This window comes from Prevotella amnii CRIS 21A-A (assembly GCF_000177355.1).
Taxonomy (GTDB): domain Bacteria; phylum Bacteroidota; class Bacteroidia; order Bacteroidales; family Bacteroidaceae; genus Prevotella; species Prevotella amnii.
The window spans coordinates 1-20,646 of record NZ_ADFQ01000112.1 but is presented as its reverse complement, the minus strand read 5'-3'; the positions used below and the strand labels follow the sequence as shown (position 1 = coordinate 20,646).

16 protein-coding genes, 2 tRNA genes and 1 pseudogene are annotated in these 20,646 nt (G+C 33.0%); 3 read left to right on the top strand and 16 right to left on the bottom strand.

The features are described from left to right. The 14 genes and pseudogenes from HMPREF9018_RS10235 to HMPREF9018_RS10170 all read right to left on the bottom strand — a co-directional run. On the bottom strand, window positions 1–1,362 hold the full coding sequence (locus HMPREF9018_RS10235; protein WP_008451332.1) for a glycoside hydrolase family 57 protein: 1,362 nt from the start codon (window positions 1,360–1,362) through the stop codon (window positions 1–3). Window positions 1,363–1,414: 52 nt separating this feature from the next. Beyond that, window positions 1,415–2,683 carry a glycosyltransferase family 4 protein gene (locus HMPREF9018_RS10230; RefSeq protein ID WP_008451322.1) on the bottom strand — a complete coding sequence of 423 codons (1,269 nt, stop codon included), beginning with the start codon at window positions 2,681–2,683 and terminating at the stop codon, window positions 1,415–1,417. Continuing rightward, window positions 2,680–4,644 (bottom strand): glycogen debranching enzyme N-terminal domain-containing protein, encoded by a 1,965-nt coding sequence (locus tag HMPREF9018_RS10225; protein WP_008451350.1) that lies wholly within the window; start codon window positions 4,642–4,644, stop codon window positions 2,680–2,682. The genes HMPREF9018_RS10230 and HMPREF9018_RS10225 overlap by 4 nt, the downstream gene beginning before the upstream one ends. A 206-nt stretch (window positions 4,645–4,850) precedes the next feature. After that, window positions 4,851–4,922 (bottom strand) — tRNA-Glu (locus tag HMPREF9018_RS10220). A 16-nt stretch (window positions 4,923–4,938) separates the two neighbouring features. Next, a tRNA-Ser gene (locus tag HMPREF9018_RS10215) sits at window positions 4,939–5,025 on the bottom strand. Window positions 5,026–5,737: 712 nt separating this feature from the next. Further along, entirely contained in the window at window positions 5,738–7,156 is a 1,419-nt protein-coding gene (locus HMPREF9018_RS10210) for a sensor histidine kinase (RefSeq protein WP_036856339.1), read from the bottom strand. A gap of 139 nt (window positions 7,157–7,295) precedes the next feature. Beyond that, window positions 7,296–8,561 carry an NADH:ubiquinone reductase (Na(+)-transporting) subunit F gene (gene nqrF, locus HMPREF9018_RS10205; protein ID WP_008451324.1) on the bottom strand — a complete coding sequence of 422 codons (1,266 nt, stop codon included), beginning with the start codon at window positions 8,559–8,561 and terminating at the stop codon, window positions 7,296–7,298. 8 nt (window positions 8,562–8,569) lie between these two features. Then, window positions 8,570–9,196: an NADH:ubiquinone reductase (Na(+)-transporting) subunit E gene (gene nqrE / locus HMPREF9018_RS10200; protein ID WP_008451329.1), complete on the bottom strand. Its 627-nt coding sequence runs from the start codon at window positions 9,194–9,196 to the stop codon at window positions 8,570–8,572. Between the two features lie 2 nt (window positions 9,197–9,198). Then, entirely contained in the window at window positions 9,199–9,831 is a 633-nt protein-coding gene (locus HMPREF9018_RS10195) for an NADH:ubiquinone reductase (Na(+)-transporting) subunit D (RefSeq protein ID WP_008451326.1), read from the bottom strand. Between the two features lie 28 nt (window positions 9,832–9,859). Then, a complete protein-coding gene (gene nqrC / locus HMPREF9018_RS10190; protein WP_008451333.1) occupies window positions 9,860–10,573 on the bottom strand; it encodes an NADH:ubiquinone reductase (Na(+)-transporting) subunit C in 714 nt (237 codons plus the stop codon). A gap of 12 nt (window positions 10,574–10,585) precedes the next feature. Next, complete coding sequence (locus HMPREF9018_RS10185; protein WP_008451347.1) at window positions 10,586–11,743, bottom strand: NADH:ubiquinone reductase (Na(+)-transporting) subunit B; 1,158 nt, start codon at window positions 11,741–11,743, stop codon at window positions 10,586–10,588. A gap of 38 nt (window positions 11,744–11,781) precedes the next feature. Then, a complete protein-coding gene (locus HMPREF9018_RS10180) occupies window positions 11,782–13,140 on the bottom strand; it encodes a Na(+)-translocating NADH-quinone reductase subunit A (protein ID WP_008451314.1) in 1,359 nt (452 codons plus the stop codon). A 146-nt stretch (window positions 13,141–13,286) separates the two neighbouring features. After that, on the bottom strand, window positions 13,287–14,222 hold the full coding sequence (locus HMPREF9018_RS10175) for a DMT family transporter (RefSeq protein WP_008451320.1): 936 nt from the start codon (window positions 14,220–14,222) through the stop codon (window positions 13,287–13,289). Between the two features lie 415 nt (window positions 14,223–14,637). Next, window positions 14,638–14,883 (bottom strand): annotated as a pseudogene (locus tag HMPREF9018_RS10170) (transposase); the annotation flags it as partial. A 254-nt stretch (window positions 14,884–15,137) separates the two neighbouring features. Between HMPREF9018_RS10170 and HMPREF9018_RS10165 the strand changes: the two are divergent. Both HMPREF9018_RS10165 and HMPREF9018_RS10160 read left to right on the top strand, forming a co-directional pair. After that, window positions 15,138–16,778, top strand: a complete 1,641-nt coding sequence (locus HMPREF9018_RS10165) for a DNA methyltransferase (protein WP_081452802.1) — start codon at window positions 15,138–15,140, stop codon at window positions 16,776–16,778. Window positions 16,779–16,780: 2 nt separating this feature from the next. Then, window positions 16,781–17,794 (top strand): TdeIII family type II restriction endonuclease, encoded by a 1,014-nt coding sequence (locus HMPREF9018_RS10160; RefSeq protein WP_008451344.1) that lies wholly within the window; start codon window positions 16,781–16,783, stop codon window positions 17,792–17,794. Between the two features lie 310 nt (window positions 17,795–18,104). On the opposite strand, the gene aroC is transcribed toward HMPREF9018_RS10160, so the two are convergent. Then, complete coding sequence (gene aroC / locus HMPREF9018_RS10155) at window positions 18,105–19,187, bottom strand: chorismate synthase (protein ID WP_008451353.1); 1,083 nt, start codon at window positions 19,185–19,187, stop codon at window positions 18,105–18,107. A gap of 19 nt (window positions 19,188–19,206) precedes the next feature. Beyond that, on the bottom strand, window positions 19,207–19,815 hold the full coding sequence (locus tag HMPREF9018_RS10150) for an FKBP-type peptidyl-prolyl cis-trans isomerase (RefSeq protein ID WP_008451349.1): 609 nt from the start codon (window positions 19,813–19,815) through the stop codon (window positions 19,207–19,209). A 361-nt stretch (window positions 19,816–20,176) separates the two neighbouring features. On the opposite strand from HMPREF9018_RS10150, the gene fldA reads away from it, so the two are divergent. After that, window positions 20,177–20,646: flavodoxin FldA (fldA, locus tag HMPREF9018_RS10140; protein WP_008451308.1), on the top strand; the 470-nt coding region annotated here is incomplete at its 3' end.

Genomic DNA, 20,646 nt, shown 5'->3' with positions numbered 1-20,646 from the left:
TTATTTTTCTTGCTTTTTACCAGTAACTTTATTCTTTGTATTCTTCTTTCCCTTACTTTTATCTTTTTCTATTTTCTCTATTTTCGCCTTTAAACGAGCAATTTCTTTATCTTTTATTTCTATTTCTTCTCCTTGATTACGAATTGTAGTTAGTAAGCTATTTAGCTCATCATTATCTATATCAGCAGGATAAAGAGCATCTACTCTATTAATAAAATCTCCTAAAATGTTCATGTAATTTGTAAACGCATCAAAAGCATTATTAAAAATGCCACGATATATACCTACATGTGAAGGCTTTGTAGACATTAAACGAAAATTATTACTAGCTTGAAGATAATACCAATCTTGATTAATACTTGGATCTCTGGCTATGCGAATACGATCTGCCACACTATAAAGTTTATTAAAAGCTTCACGCTGCATTAAATTGCCAAGCCATGTACTAACATCACGTTCTTCATCTATCCAACTTAACGTATCTGGCACTTCTAAAGATCCAACACTTTTAAACTTTTTACACACTTCAAAAGGAGTACTAAAAGTAATATCTCTTTCCTTAGCACATCTGGGCAAAGCATATAAAAAATCTAAAATATTACTTGATAAAGGTTGATCTATGCCTAAAGCTGATAAATTCATAAATAATCCTACAAACTCTTCCTTTTCTGGAAAAGCTACAATATCATTTACAAACTTATCCGCAAAAAGAGGATAACCTTCCCAGTTTGTATTAGCAAAACGTAGAGAAATATCATCACTAAGATTAATATCTCTTAGCAATAATTTCAGTTTAGGCTGCAAAGCGCAATTATATATATAATGTGGAGATTTCCAGCCAAGAACATGTTTAGCTCCTTCTGTGAGCATACCTATAAAACCCATTTGAGAAGCCACCAATCCTATTTCATCATTATAAATAAGAGAAGAGTTGCGCAAGATCTTAGGCTTATGCCCAAAAAGTTCGTTTATCTTTCCTATTTGTCTCAATACATCTTCTTTAAAACACTCCTTATTAGCTAAAGAGGATAAACCATGAGAATATGGCTCTGCTATAAATTCGACACAGCCTGTACTATTAAGCTCCTGAAGTTTCTCTATTACCTGTGGTGCATATATTTCTAACTGCTCTATACCTACTCCTGAAAGAGAAAAAGCTACTTTAAAATAGTCGCCATACTCCTTTATCATATCAAGTATAGTATTAAGCGCTGGTATGTAGCTTTGCTCTGCTATTTTATTAATAGTACGCTCGTTCTCATAATCATCATAATAATAATGATCAGTACCAATGTCAAAAAAACGATAACGCTTTAAATGGGTTATCTGATGTATCTCAAAGTATAAACAAATAGTTTTCATTATATTCTGAAGTTTAGTTTATTATTTTATGTATATAGGATAACTCTTTTTCTTATGTCCAACCTAATGTTTGTAAGTATAATTGTCTTATCCATGCCCCTACTTTTTCCCAAGTAATATTATCTACTTCTTTTTTACCCTCTATAGAAAGATATTTAAACAAGCTTTCATTATTACATACAGAAAATATAGCATCTGCCATTGCATGTATATCCCAATAGTCCACCTTAATGCAATTAGTTAAAATTTCTGCGCATCCACTTTGTTTTGATATTATAGTGGGGGTTCCACACTGCATAGCCTCTAAAGGTGAGATTCCAAAAGGTTCGCTTACAGATGGCATTACATATACATCTGAACGTTTTAAACATTCATATACATCTTTACCACGCATAAATCCTGGGAAATGGAAGCGATCAGCAATGTCACGATCAGCAGCCATTTTTATCATCGCTTCCATCATATCGCCCGATCCCGCCATACAAAAACGAACATTTCTTGTCCTATGTAACACCATATTTGCTGCTTCTACAAAATATTCTGGTCCTTTCTGCATAGTTATACGACCTAAAAAAGTAACCAGCTTTTCTTTTCCTTTATGAATAGGGCGTTCAATTGCTGCTATATCATCTTTTAATGGATATACTGCATTATGCACCGTAAACACTTTAGACGGATTCTGATGATATTGGTTTATTACGGTCTGGCGAGTTAACTCAGACACACACATAATACAATCAGCATTATCCATACCATCTTTCTCTATTGAAAAAACCATCGGATTAACTTTTCCACGAGACCTATCAAAGTCTGTAGCATGTACATGTATACATAAAGGCTTGCCTGATACTTTTTTAGCATGTATTCCTGCAGGAAAAGTTAACCAATCGTGAGCATGAATAATATCATAATCAAACGTACGAGCAACGACACCAGCTATAATAGAATAGTTGTTAATTTCCTCATTTAAATTATTTGGATAACCACCTGCAAACTCTATAGCTCCAATATCATTACAGTGCATATAATTAAAATCATCATAAATATGCTCGCGCAAAGTATAATACATCTCTGGAGACATAATGTTCCCTATACGTTGCTCTAAATAGGCACAACTAATATCCTTATAAACAACAGGAACACAATTCATTGCTACAATTTTAGCAAAAGTTTTATCCTCATCTCCAAAAGGATGAGGCAAACACAATATTGTTTCTATATCCCCCTGTGCATGAAGACCTTCAGAAATTCCAAAATTAGCGGTGGCTAAGCCTCCATATACATGAGGAGGATATTCCCAGCCAAACATTAACACTTTCATCTGTTTTCCTCCTTTTTATCTTGATAAGTTTCCAAAAGTTCGAGCGTACGTAATACTTCTGCAACATTCATAGCATATGATATTGCTCCCCTACCATGAAATGGAGGATTGCCATCAAAAAGTTCTGGTAATGTTCCTAAACAATGATAAAACATCTCTCCTTCAAAGTTGACAAGTTGACGCGCTACAAAACTTATCCGTGTTCGCTTATAAAGTTTTAAACACGCTTCCATATAAAATCCTCCAAGCCAAGGCCAAGCCGTACCTTGATGATATGCAAGATCACGCTCATCTTGACTTCCAATATACATGGGAGTGTATCCTGAACTCTTTGGGGAAAGCGTTCGTAAACCTTTAGGAGTTAGTAGCTCACGTGTGCAATAATCTAACACACTCTTCTTTTGTTCTATATCAAGAGGTGAATAATCAAAAGCAGTTGCAAAAATCATATTAGGTCGAACACTCCAGTCATATTCTACTTCTTCTGCTACATAATCAAAAAGATAACCATACTTATTATAGAAAACATCTATAAAACTATTTTTACACTTATCTGCTATGATCTCTAATTCTTTTGTAAAAGCATTATCTTTTTCATTATTATTAATAAATGCTACAAATTTTAAAGCATTATACCACAAAGCATTAAATTCTACTATATAGCCAGAACGAGGAACAACAGGTTGCCCTCTATAATAAGAATTCATCCAAGTAATAGCTTTTCCATTAGAATTAACATATATAAGACCATTTTCTCTAACCTCTAAAAGGGGATGTTTACCTGCAAGAAGATAAATCATAATATCACAAAGCAATTTCCCGTAAAGCTTTTGACATTGCTTTACACCTACCGTTTTTGCATATTGCTGTAATGCCCAAACACACCACAGCATAACATCGGGTTGATCGATTTCAGCAATATCTACAGTAAGAGACTTTCCTGTCATAAACTCTCGCAAACCTTTTTCAGAAGTTTTCATTACCAATTCAAAATAATCCTGTTCTTTAGTACTAAGAGTTAATCCAGGAAGAGATATAAACTGATCTCTAGCCCTACACTTAAACCAAGGATAACCCGCCAAAATATAACGAGCATCATCTTTAGAACGGTTGCGAAACTGATGAGCTGCATTTATTAAACAATGAAAAAAATTATCTCGAGGATTACGATCGTCTATTTCTTTTTGAAATAAACGCTTTAGAGACTTAGGCTTACTTTCACTAGTAGAAGCTGCAAAAACTATACTCTCACCTTTCTTTATAGTCATTTCAAAATAACCAGGCACATAAAGGTCTTCATCAGAAAAATATCCACGCGCCATTTCCTTAGGATACTCTATTCCACGATACCACATAGGATTAAAATGGAACTCATTACTCTTTGAGAACTGCATATAAAGCGAAGGGTAGCCTTTATACAAGCATGTACTAATGCCGTGGTCAACTAATAAATAATCGCGATCTATAGCATTATTCTCATGAGTAAATTCCTTTACACTACGAAAGGCCAGAAATGGACGAAACTGTAAAGTCGTAGGTGAATGGGCGTCTAACAAGGTATAACGTATTAAAATTCTATCTTCATAATGTTGAAATACAACTTCCTTTTTTAATAGAACACCACCCACACGATAGGTAGTAGTAGGTACCTTATCACAATCAAACTCACAAATATATTTATGACCATTAGGACTAAACACGTTCCCATGATATTTGTGCAAGCCTAAATTAAAAGCTGCACCATGCTGTATTACAGTAGCATCAAGTGAACTTAATAATACATGATTATCCTCATCTAATTCATGTATTGGCACTACAAGTAATCCGTGATATTTTCTAGTATTACAATCTACTATAGTAGAGCAAGAATAGGCGCCAGACCTGTTAGTTCGCAAAATTTCTCGAGATAAGGAATCTTGCAGATTAGTCATTACTGATTTTTCAAATCGTAAATAGCTCATAAGCTAATAAGGTTTTTGTTATTTTTCACAAAGATAATAAAAACTATTTACTACAAATAATTTTTCAAGCAACAAATTATAATAGAGATATTATTTTTTAAGATTTATCTATATTATGGAAATCTTTCATCAATAAAACAAAAAGTAAAGGGCCTAACAAGCACTAATAAAAAAAGTGTATCTAAAATTGATACACCTAAGCAAAGTAGTCGATAGGGGAATCGAACCCCTATGCCAAGATTGAGAATCTTGTATCCTAACCGTTAGATGAATCGACCAATAATATTCATAGTGCGGAAGGAGGGGGATTCGAACCCCCGGTACGGTAACCCGCACGTCAGTTTAGCAAACTGGTGGTTTCAGCCACTCACCCATCCTTCCTAAGAAGGTATATATTAACCAATACTACCAAATATCTTTTCAAAAGTGATGCAAAGGTAGTATTTTATTTTAAACTACCAAAACTTTAAAAGAAAAATATTTCCATGTATAGACATTATATATTTATAAAAAACATCTAAACAACTAAAATAGTATGATTAATAACACATTAGCCATTATGTTTTTTCTTTATTCAAAATTGTAGAAGTGCCATTATCATTTTGATTAAGTTATACTCAGTTTGCAACCAATTTGATGCAATGTCCCTTTACTAAATAATGTGATCATAAAAGCTTAGTAAAATAACAACTCGTTAATGTTTTCTATACTATATTCATGTAGAGTTTATAAATTCTTTTCATTATTAGTCTAAAAATGGGAAATAATCCCATCGAATTTAAACAATATTAATAATTTTAATATTTTAACACAAAAAAATTGTTTGATAAATATAAGTTATATATCTTTGTAACGTGTTTTTCATGGTATTAGATTATTAAGGTTAGGAATTTCTTTTGTCGTGAGACAATAAATTCCATTAGGGTATGTCAAAAAGACATACCCTTTTTATTTATAAATATATTGCTTCTACTAATCATCTTTTTGCTATTCCTCTAAGTTTTGTACTTTCTGTAATACTAATATCATTATAAAAATATAAGATTAAAATATTTAGAGAAATTACAAAGCTACTAAGAATACAACTATTTTGTCATATACTATTATCTGTATTAGCACTTAAGGTAAAATCAAACTTTAAGCCATGTGGATAAACATTACATACAGTAATAGTGCCTCCATGTATTGTAATAGCATTTTTTACAATTGCCAAACCTAATCCTGTTCCACCAAGTTTTCTGCTTCTACCTTTATCAACACGATAAAATCGTTCAAAAAGTCGGGCAATATGCTTTTCTGGTACTCCAACACCATTATCAGAAAAGGTATAAATACCTTTCTTATATGATAATGTAACAGTTGTTTCTTTTCCTGCATATGCTATAGCATTATCTGTAAGATTTCTAAAAACACTATAAACAAGATCAAGATTGCCTTTTATAACTAAATCTTTAGGTATAAAATTATAAAACCTCATAGACTTTTCTTTCAGTCTTAAAGATTCTTCTACTTCTATTTTTTCAACAAGCTCTTTTATATTGATTGATTCAAAGTTGTATAAATCAGGAGCATCATCTATACGATTAAGCACTGAAATATCATCTACAAGAGATGTCAGACGCTTACATTGCGCAAAACTCCTATTTAAAAACAGCTTCTTTTGTTCCTCGTTTATACTTTCATTCGTAAGTATCGTTTCAATATATCCGTGAATACTTGCAATAGGTGTTTTTAATTCATGAGCTATATTTTGAGTAAGTTGTCGTTTTAATATGCTTTGCTCCTTTCTTGTTTTTGCAAGTTTAGTAAACAAAGTTACTATATGTTCTGATATTTCACCTAACTCATCATTAGGAAAATTAGTTAGCTCGTTAGGATCTATATCTTCACTACTTTCTGCTCTCATTGCAAAATTTCTCAATGCTGTAATATTTTTTCCTAACCGATGTGTGAAACGATAAAGAACTATTGTTAGAATAAAAGTAATAGCTAATACAAACCAAATATAATGTTGATCAGTAGACAACTGTCTGCCAAGAGAGCTATTATATGGTAGTGCTGAACGAATAACAATACCTTGTTTAGGATAATAATTTGCACTATAAAAATATTTAGTCCCTGTTGTTTTAGAAGGGCGATAAATATCTGTTCCATAGCCATTCTGCTTTGCTAAACGAAACTCTTTTCTGTTTGAATGATTTTTTATATTAGCATAATCCTTTCTAATATTATCATAGCAAACTTTACCATTAGTATCAATAACAGTGATACGTAGATACTTTATAGGGTGTAACCTTATATATTTGTTTATAACATACTCTTTATTATTTCCTTCTAATGCAATAGCCTCAGATATTTGATTGTTATAGTCTTGCAACTTAAGACTCAAAACCTCTATCTTAAAATATCTCTCTCTTTTATATTGAAATAATATAAAACAAACAGAATAAAGTAAAAGTAATAAAAGAACAAACCAAAAAAGCTGATTTCCTGTATAGTGTCTTTTCACCACATTCCTTTTTAGTAATTATTAAAATATAAAAAGCATAATAGTATGCAAAAGCATAATAAGTTATATGTAAAATTATATTATTAACAAATAAAAAGCGATTATACATACTTATATTAATAAGGTATAATCGCTTTTTTGTTTATCCAAAATTATCGAATCGAATAGCTTCTTTATCTACACCAAGACTATCAAGATAATCTGTAACTGTTTTTATAAGCATAGGAGGACCACATAAATAGTACTCACAGTCTTCTGGAGCTTCATGAGTATCAAGATATTCTTCACGAATACAATTTACAGCAAACCCTTCATAATATTTAACTCCCGCTTCATCTGCTATAGGGTCTTTTCTATCAAGTGAAAGATGAAAATGAAAATTAGGATATTCTTTCTCTAATTCCCAAAAATCTTCTAAAAAGAAAGCCTCTCCAAGAGCACGTGCACCATAAAAGAAATGCATCTCACGATCACGAGTATGCAACGTTTTTAGCATATGCATGATTTGACTACGTAAAGGTGCCATACCAGCACCACCACCTATCCAAATCATTTCTTTACCTGAAGTGAAATTAGGAGCAAACTCTCCATAAGGACCACTCATCATAACTTTATCACCAGGCTTTAAGCTAAATATATATGACGACCCTATACCTGTTGGTACATTTTGAAAACCTTTTTGTGGCTTAGGCAAGAAAGGAGGAGTAGCTATACGCACGGTAAGTGTTATAATATCTCCTTCTGCAGGATAATTTGCCATTGAATATGCTCGCACAGTATCCTCAGGGTTGTTTGCTACAAGAGAGAACAGATTAAAATGTTGCCAAGCTCCTATATAATCTTCTCCTATAAGCTCCTTATCAAAATCAGTATCATATCTAAGATTACTATATTTGGGAATACGGATTTGAGCATAAGAACCAGGAACAAAGTCCATATGCTCTCCCGGAGGTAAAGCCACCTTAAACTCTTTAATGAAGCTGGAAACATTTTTATTAGAAATAACCTCGCACTCCCATTCTTTCACACCTAATACCGTTTCGGGTATTTTTATAGAAATATCGCCTTTTACTTTTGCCTGACAACCTAAACGCCAATTTTCTTTTATTTCTTTACGCGAGAAATGGGGACGTTCTGAGTCTAAGATTTCGCCACCACCTTCTATAACCTGACATTTACATTGTCCGCAACTTGCCTTACCACCACAAGCTGATGGGAGATAAATACCATTTTCGTTTAAAGTAGCCATAATAGAACTTCCTTGTTCCACTTCTAACTTTTTATCTCCATTAATAGTAATAGTAACCTTACCACTGGGGCTAAGATATTTTTTTGCTATAAGTAATAGTATTACCAATATTAAAATGGTAACGAGGAAGACTATAATGCTTGTTATTATAAAATTCATAGCTCTTTTTAAAGTTTAATACCTGAGAAACACATCATTGCAATAGCCATTAAGCCTACTGTTATAAACGTAATACCCAAACCCTGCAATGGTTTTGGTACGTCCGAATACTCTAAACGCTCACGGATAGCTCCCATAAATACTATAGATAATGTCCAACCTAAGCCTGAAAACAAACCATACACAAGAGCTTCCCATACAGATCCTATAAACTGGGTACTTGAAGGATCTAATCCTATACGTTGCTGCATAAACAATGAAGCTCCCATTATAGCGCAATTAACAGCTATTAGCGGTAAGAATATTCCTAAAGCACCATATAAAGCCGGTGAAAATTTTTCTACAGCCATCTCTACTATCTGCACTATTCCTGCTATAACAGCAATAAAAAGAATAAAACTCAAATAAGTAAGATCTATACCTTCTGCTAAACAGTCTGGCCCGAGAACCTTGGTGAGTAAAAGATAGTTAACAGGAGTAGTAACAGTTAACACAAAGGTTACAGCAATACCTAACCCAAAAGCTGTCTTTACATTCTTTGAAACGGCTAAAAAAGAGCACATTCCTAAGAAGAATGCAAAAATCATATTATCCACAAAGATGGATCTAAAAGCTAAACTTAATAAATGCTCCATAACTATTTTTTATTATCCTCTTTATAAAAATATCCTCTATGTATCCAAATTATACAACCAAGTAATATCAATGCTAATGCTGGCATTGACATTAATCCGTTATCAAGATAACCTGCATTATAAACACTTTGAGGAATTACTTTAAAGCCTAAAAGCGAACCGCGCCCAAAAAGCTCACGCACAAAACCTACAATAAATAATATCACTGCGTAACCTAACCCATTGCCTATACCATCAAGGAAACTTGGCCAAGGCTTATTTGTCATAGCAAAAGCCTCTAAACGTCCCATTAAGATGCAATTAGTAATAATTAGCCCGACATACACTGATAATTGCACACTAACATCATAGGCAAAAGCCTTCAATATCTGACTTACTACTGTAACCAAAGCTGCTACAACCACCAATTGTACTATAATACGAATACGATTTGGAATAGTATTACGAATAATAGAAATAATAACGTTAGAGAAAGCTGTAATAATAGTTACCGCAAGTCCCATCACTATCGCTGGCTTCAATTGTGAAGTAACAGCAAGTGCAGAACAAATACCCAAAACTTGAACCATTATAGGATTGTCCAAATTTAAGGGCTTAAAAAGCACTTCTTTATTGTCTTTTGAAAATAGACTCATTTCCTTTTATATATTTTTATTATACGTTTTATTTACTTGTCAAAAACTTAACATAAGGCTGAAGACCACCTTTTTCTGCCTGAAACATCTCTGTTACACCATTACTTGTTAACGTAGCACCTGTTACAGCATCTACCTGTGTTTGTGGATTAGTAACTTTTTTCATAACAGATAAAGCAATTTTTTTATTATTAGAAGAAGAAAAGAGCTGCTTTCCTTTAAACTTATCTTGCCAAGATTTGTTATCTTTTATTTCAGCACCAAGCCCGGCAGTTTCACTTTCATGATTAAAATAAGCTCCAAAAACAGTCTTCTTATCTGCATTTATTGCTATAAAACCATTTATAGGCCCCCATAGACCATTACCATAAACAGGTATTACATATTTTATGTTGCCATTCACATTGCAACGGAACAGAGCTAATTTGCCCTCTTTAGCATCTTTGCTATTTAGCTTAAATCCTGCTTTTGTGCCTCCTCGCTCCCCTACGGTAATAGTTTTACCATCTGCATTGATAATATCATCAGATATAATAATCTCTTTCCACAATTTTTCAGCTTGGGCATTACTCATTCCTCTATCCTGATTTAGAGCAAACAAAATTTGTTTCTGCTGATCTATACGAACATTTACATCTTGTATAGGTTTTAATGCCTGAAAAACAAAAGCTAGTAAGAAAGCTACTATTATCACAAGTATAATAGAATAAATTATTGTGTATGAATTACTACTCGTTTTCATTTTCATATCTCCTTATTTTATCTTTGTACGCTTTAAACGCTTACTAATATTAGACTGAATAACACAATAATCTATAAAAGGCGCACATAAATTGCCAAATAAGATAGCAAGCATAACACCTTCAGGAAAACCTGCATTCTTAACACGCACTATTATAGCCATAGCCCCTACTATAATACCAAATATCCATTTCCCTATCTCGGTATGACAAGAGGTTACAGGATCTGTTGCCATAAAAACAGCACCGAAGCAAAAACCTCCTAATAAGAGATGTTCATACCATTGTAATGGTGAAGCACCTGTAACATGAAATATAAAAGCTACAATACCACCACCTAAGAATACACCAAGCATCGTCTTCCAACTGGCTATACCTGTCCAAATTAAGATAATAGCACCTATAATAATAGCTATAACAGAAGTTTCACCAACAGAACCCGGTATTAAGCCCATAAACATATCATGAAAAGAGGTTGTTATATGCCCTCCTCCTGCTATCTGACCTAAAGGTGTAGCCATTGTAAAACTATCAGGCGCATCGTATCCTAAACCAAAACAAGAATTTGTATCCACCCAAATTTTATCACCTGTCATCTTGCTTGGATATGCAAAAAACAAAAAAGCACGCACAAGTAGAGCAACATTAAATATATTCATACCTGTACCGCCAAAAATCTCTTTACCAAATATTACAGCAAAAACTACAGCCAAAATCAATGTCCATAAAGGTATTGTAACAGGACAAATCAATGGTATTAATATTCCAGATACTAAATAGCCCTCTTGTATTTCTTCTCCTTTCCATTGCGCCCAAGCAAATTCTACACCAAGACCTACAATATAAGATACCAAAATATTAGGTAACAAAGCGAAGAAACCATAAAAAAACATATTAAGAAATGTAGTCTCTGCAAGTTTACCTGCAGCAATAGCATTTTGATAGCCAATATTATACATACCAAACAGCACCGCTGGTATCAAAGAGATAACTACAATACTCATAATACGCTTAGTATCAATAGCATCATGAATAGAAACGCCTTTCTTTGACGTTATGTTAGGCACATATAAAAAAGTGTCAAATCCGTCGAAGACGCTCTTAAAAGAATGTAGCTTACCGCCCTCTTCAAATTTAGGACGCAGTTTGTCAAGATAATTTCTTAAACTCATTTTTAAAATTATTTAACGAATTGATAGATGATAGCCCATTAAGCATTCTCCTTTCGAAGAATATCAAGACCTGTACGAACAATTTTTTGAAGCTCTAACTTTGAGCTATCAACAAATTCTGCTAATGCAAAATCTTCTGGACTTATCTCATAAATGCCTAACTGTTCTTGCTTATCAATGTTTCCTACAATGATAGCTTTAATAAGAAACTCGCCGTATATATTCATAGGTAAAACTTTATCATATTCACCACTCATAATAATATGGCGTTTACTACCCTTAATACGGGCATCTATATCATATTCTTTCTTTTTTCCGAATAGCCAACTAAAGTAACTGCGTGATATAGAAAACATATTTAAACGAGGCTTTATCCAGCCTGCAAATTCGTTTATATCATCACCTTCTGGTATAGCAGTAATTTCTGACGTATGTGCCCCTACAAAACTTTCAGTATTTGCTATAACACCTGTCAAAGGATTGCCCTTTAAAAGGCGAGCTTTTCTGTTTGTTTCTATATTTTTATCAATTAAAGCCTTTATAGGTGTTCCTACCAAAGCATCTATATACCCCGTTTGCTTCATCATGCTACCTGCAATAGCTATTTTCCTTGTAAGGTCTACCCTACCCGTATTAAACAAACGCCCGATAAAAAGAACTACAGTAGGATCTATTGTCCAAACTTTCTCACCTTTATTTACAGGGTCTATATGGTTTACTTGTACACCTACATTACCTGCAGGGCAAGGACCTTCAAAAATGTTAATATCTACATCTTTTGCGCTTATAAGTGCTGATGACGTCTGTTTTGCTCCTAATCCTAAATACACTTTAGATATTTTAGCTAATGCTGATAATCCGGTTTGGAACTCTTTTTCCTGCCCTTTTAGCTCAAATTCAAAATCGCCCTGTAAAGGCTTATCCCTTAAAGCAGAAATAAAAATAGATTTTGGCACTTCCATGTTTTCAACACTTATATCATAAGGCAATTGCTGAATATAACCAAACAGCCCCGCATCAACAATGCTTTTTATAATATCTTCACTGGCCAAACTGCTAATATCTTTTTTCCCAAAATCAATATATTGCTGATCTTTATCGGGCTTTACTTTTACTAAAAGGACTTTACGTCGCTTACCACGCACTATACTTGTAATAACACCACTAACTGGAGAAGCAAAACCTATTTCAGGATATTTCTTTTCTACAAACAAAAACTCTCCTGCTAAAACATGATCACCCTCCTTAACTACTACTTTTGGAGTTACCCCAACAAAGTCATCTGGTGAAAGAGCATACTCACAAGCCTCATCAATATTTTTAGATAAGCTCTGCAATAAAGCACGCCCTTTCATATTTATGTCTAAGCCTTTTCGTAACTTAATAACATTAGCCATAATATTTATATTATAGATTTTATAATCATAAAAAACAACTTTGCAAAAGTACCAAAAAATAAGAACATTATGAAATAACTAAATAACAATTTTACATATTACACTCCACTTTACACCATAAAAAAGCCTAATACTCTGTTCTAAAATCATCTTTTATGACGTTTGAAAAAACTAAAGCTACTCATTTTGTAATAAGACAAAAAACTTTTCTTACGAATCATCAGGCTACTAACAGCTGTTATAATAAGTATTATACCTATTCCTATAGAAAGAGTGAGAGGCTCACCTAAAACAAGAATACCTATAGCCATAGCCGTTAATGGCTCAAAAGCTCCTAAAATAGCTACATTAGAAGAAGATGTAAAATACATTGCTTTTACTAAAGTAAGATTGCTTATTGTTGTAGGAATAAGACCTAATAATATAAGCGAAAAGCACGCTTCCCAGCTATCTAACGGCTGAACACAACCTATAAAGATATAAGAATAAATAAGTAAATATATTAAAGCTGTAATAAATATATAAAAATTAACCTTTAAAGCTGGTATATGACGAATTTTCATTTTAGGAAAGATAACCATATATACAGCATAACAAAGTCCTGCAACCAACTCGAAAATAACCCCTTTGATAGGGTATGTACCTGTAGCACTCCCCACTCCTCCTAAGAAAGCTACTCCTAACACAGCAAAAACTATGGCAAAAGCTATACGTAAAGTTAATTTTTCATGTACGAAAAATATAAGTAAAAGCTCTGTCCAAACAGGATATGAAAACAGTAAAGTGGTAGCAATACCACTTGGCATATAATGATAACCCTCAAACAAACAAATGGAAGACGCTGTATATAGCAATGAGCAAACTGCTATTTCTAAAACTTCTTTTTTGTCGATACGCATATTCTTTTTCAGTAAAAGCAATATTATCAGCATAAAGACACAACCAAAAACATATCTATATATCAGTACAGAGGGTAAAGCAAAGCCCGACTTCATAAGCGGAACAGAAAACAAAGGTATAGTTCCAAACGTTGAAGCGGACAATATTGCATACAGATTCCCCTTTAAGGCATTATTCTTCATAAGTGCAAATGTACTTATAAAATATCATACAAACATATTTTACCTTTGTTTTTAGTAATATAAAAAAGCAATGTGCATCTCTTTTTATATCATAAAAACAATAGTTTTAAAGGATCTAAACTATCCGTTTAATGGGAAAATAATAACATTATATTATAAAAAATAGATTATTTTTGATACATTTTTAATTTATTTTTCTATTAAAAATAAATTATTTTTAGTCCGCTTTGAGTGTTTTTTATTAGCAAAGACATCTGCTTTTTAGCAGCTAAGCATAAGCGTTTAAAACAAAAAAGGAGGTATCCTAAACTAAGGTACACCTCCTAAATGTATAATTCTCTTTTTTTTACATAGAAATTATATCATTTCTTTTTAGCTTATCTTTTTATTTTTAAATAACGTCAGTTCGACGAATTCAGAACAAAGCAAGCTGTATATCAATGGTCCTTTGTACATTGATGCATAACTTCTTTGGAAACAGACTATAAGCAGCAATAGCTCCTAATAAGTTGACTATGAAATTATCAAAGCATCTATGTCTGGAGTGTTCCACTTGTGCAATGTTCTTAAGTTCATCATTTACCGTTTCTATAATGACTCTTTTTCTGAGTAAAAGTCTGTCTGAAACACTCATTAAAGCTCCTTTCATATTCCCCTTTAGTTTGTGTGGGGGATTTTATGCTTATACAAGTTCAAAAAACAGCGAAAAATCTCAGATCAATGTATAGAGTCCCAAAATATCACATCAATGTATAAAATTTTTCTCACAAGAACTTATGTTGCGGAATTAAGGTATTAGTAAATTTAACGTATGTAATACAAGATTATTAATAATTTTTTTATTATACAGCATTAATTTTGTATTTTTGCAAATGTAACTTTTGTTATTTCAAGCTAATTATATTATATAACACAATGAGCAGCATCATTTCACAAAGGCAAAACAATCTTGATAGTACTTTAGAAAACACCAGCAATATTGACATTCTAATGCCTATTAAGGAAGCCGCCTTATGGGCGAGCGATTACCTTGGTAAGCAAGTGACAACTTCAAATATTTCTTATTTAATTCAATACGGCCGCGTTTCAAAAATAGAAGAATACGGTATTACAAAAGTTAGCCAACAGAATTTAATAGAATATTATAAATCTTATCACGGAGTAAGAGAAACAAAATGGAAAGAAAAACTTGGCAGCGATTTAAATTGGGCATTATCATTTGATACGCTTACCGAAGCCGAAACCACTAAGCATGTGCACAGACTACATCCTTATAAAGGAAAATTCATTCCGCAGCTGGTGGAATATTTTTTGGACAGCCATGTCGACAAGTTCAAACAAAGAAGTTACTTCAGTGAAGGAGACAACATTTTAGATCCTTTTGCAGGAAGTGGCACGACACTTGTACAAGCAAACGAGTTAAACATGAATGCTATAGGGATAGACATATCTGAGTTTAATACTTTAATAAATAATTGTAAATTAATGAGGTATGACTATGATAACTTAGATTATGAAATTAAAAGGATAACCTCTGTTCTTAAAAATATAGAAATACATGATAACACAAATAAGTTTGAACAAAAACTATTGGAAGAACTTGCAATTTTCAATAATAAATATTTCCCTGTGCCTGATTATAAATATAAAGTCAGGAACAAGCTTATTGACGGGAAGAAATATGGAAAAGAAAAAGAGGAATTATTTTTAGCTACATTCTATCACTTAGTTAATTTATATAATATTGAACTTCTACAACCCTCTAATAACACTTTCTTAGAAAAATGGTTTTCAGAGCATGTAAGAAAAGAAATAGAGTGCGTTTTCTGTGAAATCAAAAAGGTAAAAAATATCCACACAAAAAAATTATTATCTGTTATCTTAAGCAGAACAATGCGTTCTTGCCGTGCAACTACACACTCCGATTTAGCCACATTGAAAGAACCGGTTATTACAACCTATTATTGTAGTAAACACGGTAAAATATGCAAGCCACTTTTTTCAATTCTAAAATGGTGGCAAACTTATTGCAAGGATACAATGAAACGCCTGCGCACTTTTGACAATTTGAGGACAAATTCCTATCAACTTTGTCTTGCCGGCGACAGCAGAACTATAAATATATTTAATGAGGTTAGTAAATTAGCTCCCGAGTTTGGGTGTTATTTAGCAAATAATAAGTTTAAAGGTATTTTCTCAAGTCCTCCTTATGTCGGTCTTATTGACTACCATGAACAACATGCCTATGCCTATGACCTATTTGGGTTTAAAAGGCATGATAACTTAGAAATAGGTTCTCTCAGCAAAGGACAGACACTTTCAGCAAGGGAATCATACATAAATGGGATTTCAGACGTATTAATAAACTGCAAAAAATATTTGGTAGATGACTATGAAATATTTTTGGTAGCAAATGATAAATATAATTTATATCCTAAAATTGCAGAGAAATCCGGCATGAAAATAGTTGAACAATTTAAGCGTCCTGTCCTAAACAGAACAGAAAAAGACAAATGCGCATATTCGGAGACAATTTTTCACCTAAAACAATTATAAATATGGCATTATCTAATTCTAAGAAACAAAAAATTGCAGAGTCGGTTATAAAAGTATTGTTTAAAAGATTCTCATCTTTTCCGGAACACTATGAAAACAATAGAAATGCACCTTTTCACGTTGCTTTCCTGAACGCTTTTAGCGACAAACTAAATGGGCGCGTTCACAATATCCCAGACTATATCAGTTTAAGCAGTTGGTTGCACGGATTGAACACCACGCTTGGACAGTCTTTTTTTGAAACAACTGCACATATATTATGCGACGGAGATAAAAGAGACTTTAACAATGTACAAATCTATGAAAGTCAGAAATATGCAATTGATGACATTATAACAAAACTTAAAAATGGTTCCAAGCCTCCTTCTGTGAATAAAGAGAATGAAATAATAATGAAAAATGCACACGGAAATATTGTTGAAGGTACACGATTTACAGCTGATTGTATTTTCGAAAACGATAATGAAATTGTTGCAATAGAGTTAAAATCTGTGCGCCCAAATTCCGGAGAAATGAAAGGAGAAAAACAAAAGATATTAAATGCTAAAGCAGTTCTCAAAAATCGTTTCCCTCAAAAAAGAATTAAATATTATTTTGGGTTCCCGTTTGATCCAACATCTAAAACAGACACAGGATACAATAAGACCAGATTCTTAGATTATTTGGTAGAAGCAAAAAAATTTTGCGATGAAGAAGAAGTTCTTATAGGTGATGAATTATGGTCATACTTAGCAGGTTCGGAAAACACAATGACAGAGCTTATTCATATTATAAACAGGATTGCAACACCTGATTTTATGGAAAATTTTAATAAAATTCAAGAAATAGGAAATGAAAGGCTCGAAGATTGCAGACAACTATTAGAATCTTGGTATCTATATTCAGAAATAGAAATACTTAATAATATCGAAAACATCAAAAATAATAAAGAACTAAATAGAATACTCTATAATAAAATATTCAAAACAAATGGGGAATACAATACAAATAGATTACAACTATTAAATATAGTGTAATATAAGAGCCAATAGCACTATTGTATTATTATTATTATTGTCCGCTAAACTTTTGGTTAAGATACAAATTTAAGGGCGACACTTCTCACGAGGTATCAGTCCTTTTTGCTATCTTTGCTTTTGTTTCCAAACTCAGATAACATGGAAAAAGTACACATTTTTTAGGACAGTACCGTTGAAATGAGGATTTCTATGTTTAGCGGGCAGTAATAAAACCAATTAGGATTACTCACTTCACAAAATAAAAAAAGTATCTGAATATTCAAATACTTTTTCATGTTTTTATCCTCATTTTTTAGGATAACTATCATTAAATCTTATGCACGTTTGCTTGTTGGTAAAGAATAGCATCTAATATAACCATTGCAGCCATAGCTTCAACAATAGGTACTGCTCGTGGAATTACGCAAGGGTCGTGCCTACCATTTACCTTTACCTTAACAACCTCACCCTGTTTAGTAACAGTTTGCTGCTCCATAAGGATAGTAGAAACAGGCTTGAAGGCTACTCTAAAAAAAATATCTTGACCATTACTTATTCCTCCCTGTATACCACCGCTATGATTAGTAATAGTGCTCACCTTATTATTAGATATTGTAAACACATCGTTTTGCTGACTACCTCGCCATGAACTTCCTTCAAAGCCTTCACCATATTCAAAACCTTTAACAGCATTAATAGTTAACATAGCACTACCTAATAATGCCTGCAACTTACCAAACTCAGGTTCTCCTAAGCCAACTGGGCAGCCTTTTATAACACAAGATATTACACCGCCTATAGTATCGCCTACCTTTTTTACGTTCCTTATAAGATGCTCCATATCTTTAGCTTTCATCGGGTCTGGACATCGCACAGGATTTCTCTCTATCTCAGCAAAATCTAACTGACTATAATCTTTACCAATAGCAATATTACCTACTTGTGAAGTATATGCCGTAATATCTATCTTATAGGTTTTTAAAACTATCTTTGCTAATGCTCCTGCTACAACACGTGCCACAGTAATACGAGCTGAAGCACGACCGCCACCACGATAATCATAATTGCCATATTTCTTATAATAAGTATAATCGGCATGTGATGGGCGAAATAACTGGCTAATATTATCATAGTCTTTTGACTGCTGATTAGTATTACGAACAACAAAACATATAGGGGCACCTGTCGATTTACCTTCAAAAATACCACTAAGAAACTCTACTTGGTCGGCCTCTTTACGCTCTGTTGTTATTATGCTTTGCCCTGGGCAACGTCGGTCTACCTCTCTCTGAATATAATCAACATCTATAAATATTCCTGATGGCATACCATCGACAATACCACCTACAGCTGCCCCATGACTTTCACCAAAAGTTGTTAAGGTATAAAGATTACCAAATGTATTCCTCATACTTACACCTTTTTACCTATTAGTTACAATTACAACCACAGCCACAGCCACAGTTACCATCATTACTTCCGCAACCACAACTACCGCCTTCTTCTTTGCCGCAACAGCCTCCACAGCCTTTACCACACGAATGGTTACTCATCTGTGCAAAGAAATTGTTTACTTCCTCCTGCGTTGCTTCACGATTAACCAATATATGACCTTTAAATTTTAAATCTTTTCCTGCTAAAGGATGATTTAAATCTACAGTAACCTTATCTTCGGTAATACTTGTTATCTTACCTAAAAAGCGTTGACCATTTTCGTTTTCTAAAGGAATAACAGCACCTACAAACACTTTTTGCTCATCTATCTGCCCCTCGTATTCAAACATAGATTTATCAAAAGCCATTAAACTTTTAATATCATATTCCCCATAAGCCTGCTCCTTACTTAAAAACAACTCAAAATCGGTATCATCACCATACTTTACTATCTCTTTTTCAAAAGCCTTTATAACCATCTCACAACCAGTATAAAAAGTCATCGGCTTGTTTTCTTCAGTTTTCTCTATAAAAGTTTCCTTACCATTTTCTACTGCATACAATTCATAAGAAGCTGCTATAAGACGGTGAACGTTATTTTCCATAATTCTCTATATTATATATTATAATAATGTGTAATACGATTTTAATAAAAGGAATTGACCTCCTTTACTTTTCTCTTAGTGCAAAGGTAATATATAAATATGAAACTTTACAAGATGATGTAGACTTTAATGCTTTTACTATAAACAATAACACAAATAACCCTATAAATACTTTTGTTTCAACATTATATATACATAAAAACATTAATATAAACCATTTCTTTACTAAGTATGATACCTAAAATTATTGAGCAACACAGCTAATAGCTTACTTAAAAACCATAATTTTTAGGTATTGCGGCTTATCTAAAAAGTATATACTTTTGCAAATGTAAAATATTAAAATAAAGAATATAAAACAATGAAAAAGACAATTGTAGTATATGGATCATCTACAGGTGTTTGTGAAGCAATAGCAAACACCATTGGTGAGAAGTTAGGTGCAGAGGTTATCGAAGTTGCTAAAATGACCGAAGATACTATTGCTGCTAATGATAATCTTATCTTAGGTACATCTACTTGGGGTGCAGGCGAACTTCAAGACGACTGGTATGATGGTGTAAAGATACTAAAAAATGCTGACTTATCTGGAAAAACAGTAGCTTTATTTGGTTGTGGTGATTCAGAATCATATTGTGATACGTTCTGTGGCGGAATGAAAGAACTATATGATGCAGTAGAAGGTGCTAATATCCTTCCTGGTGTTCCAGCAAGTGACTATACATACGATGACAGCGAAGCTGTAATTAATGGGAACTTTGTAGGCTTAGCACTTGATGATGTCAATGAAGATGATAAGACTGAAAGTCGTATCGATGCATGGATAGAAAG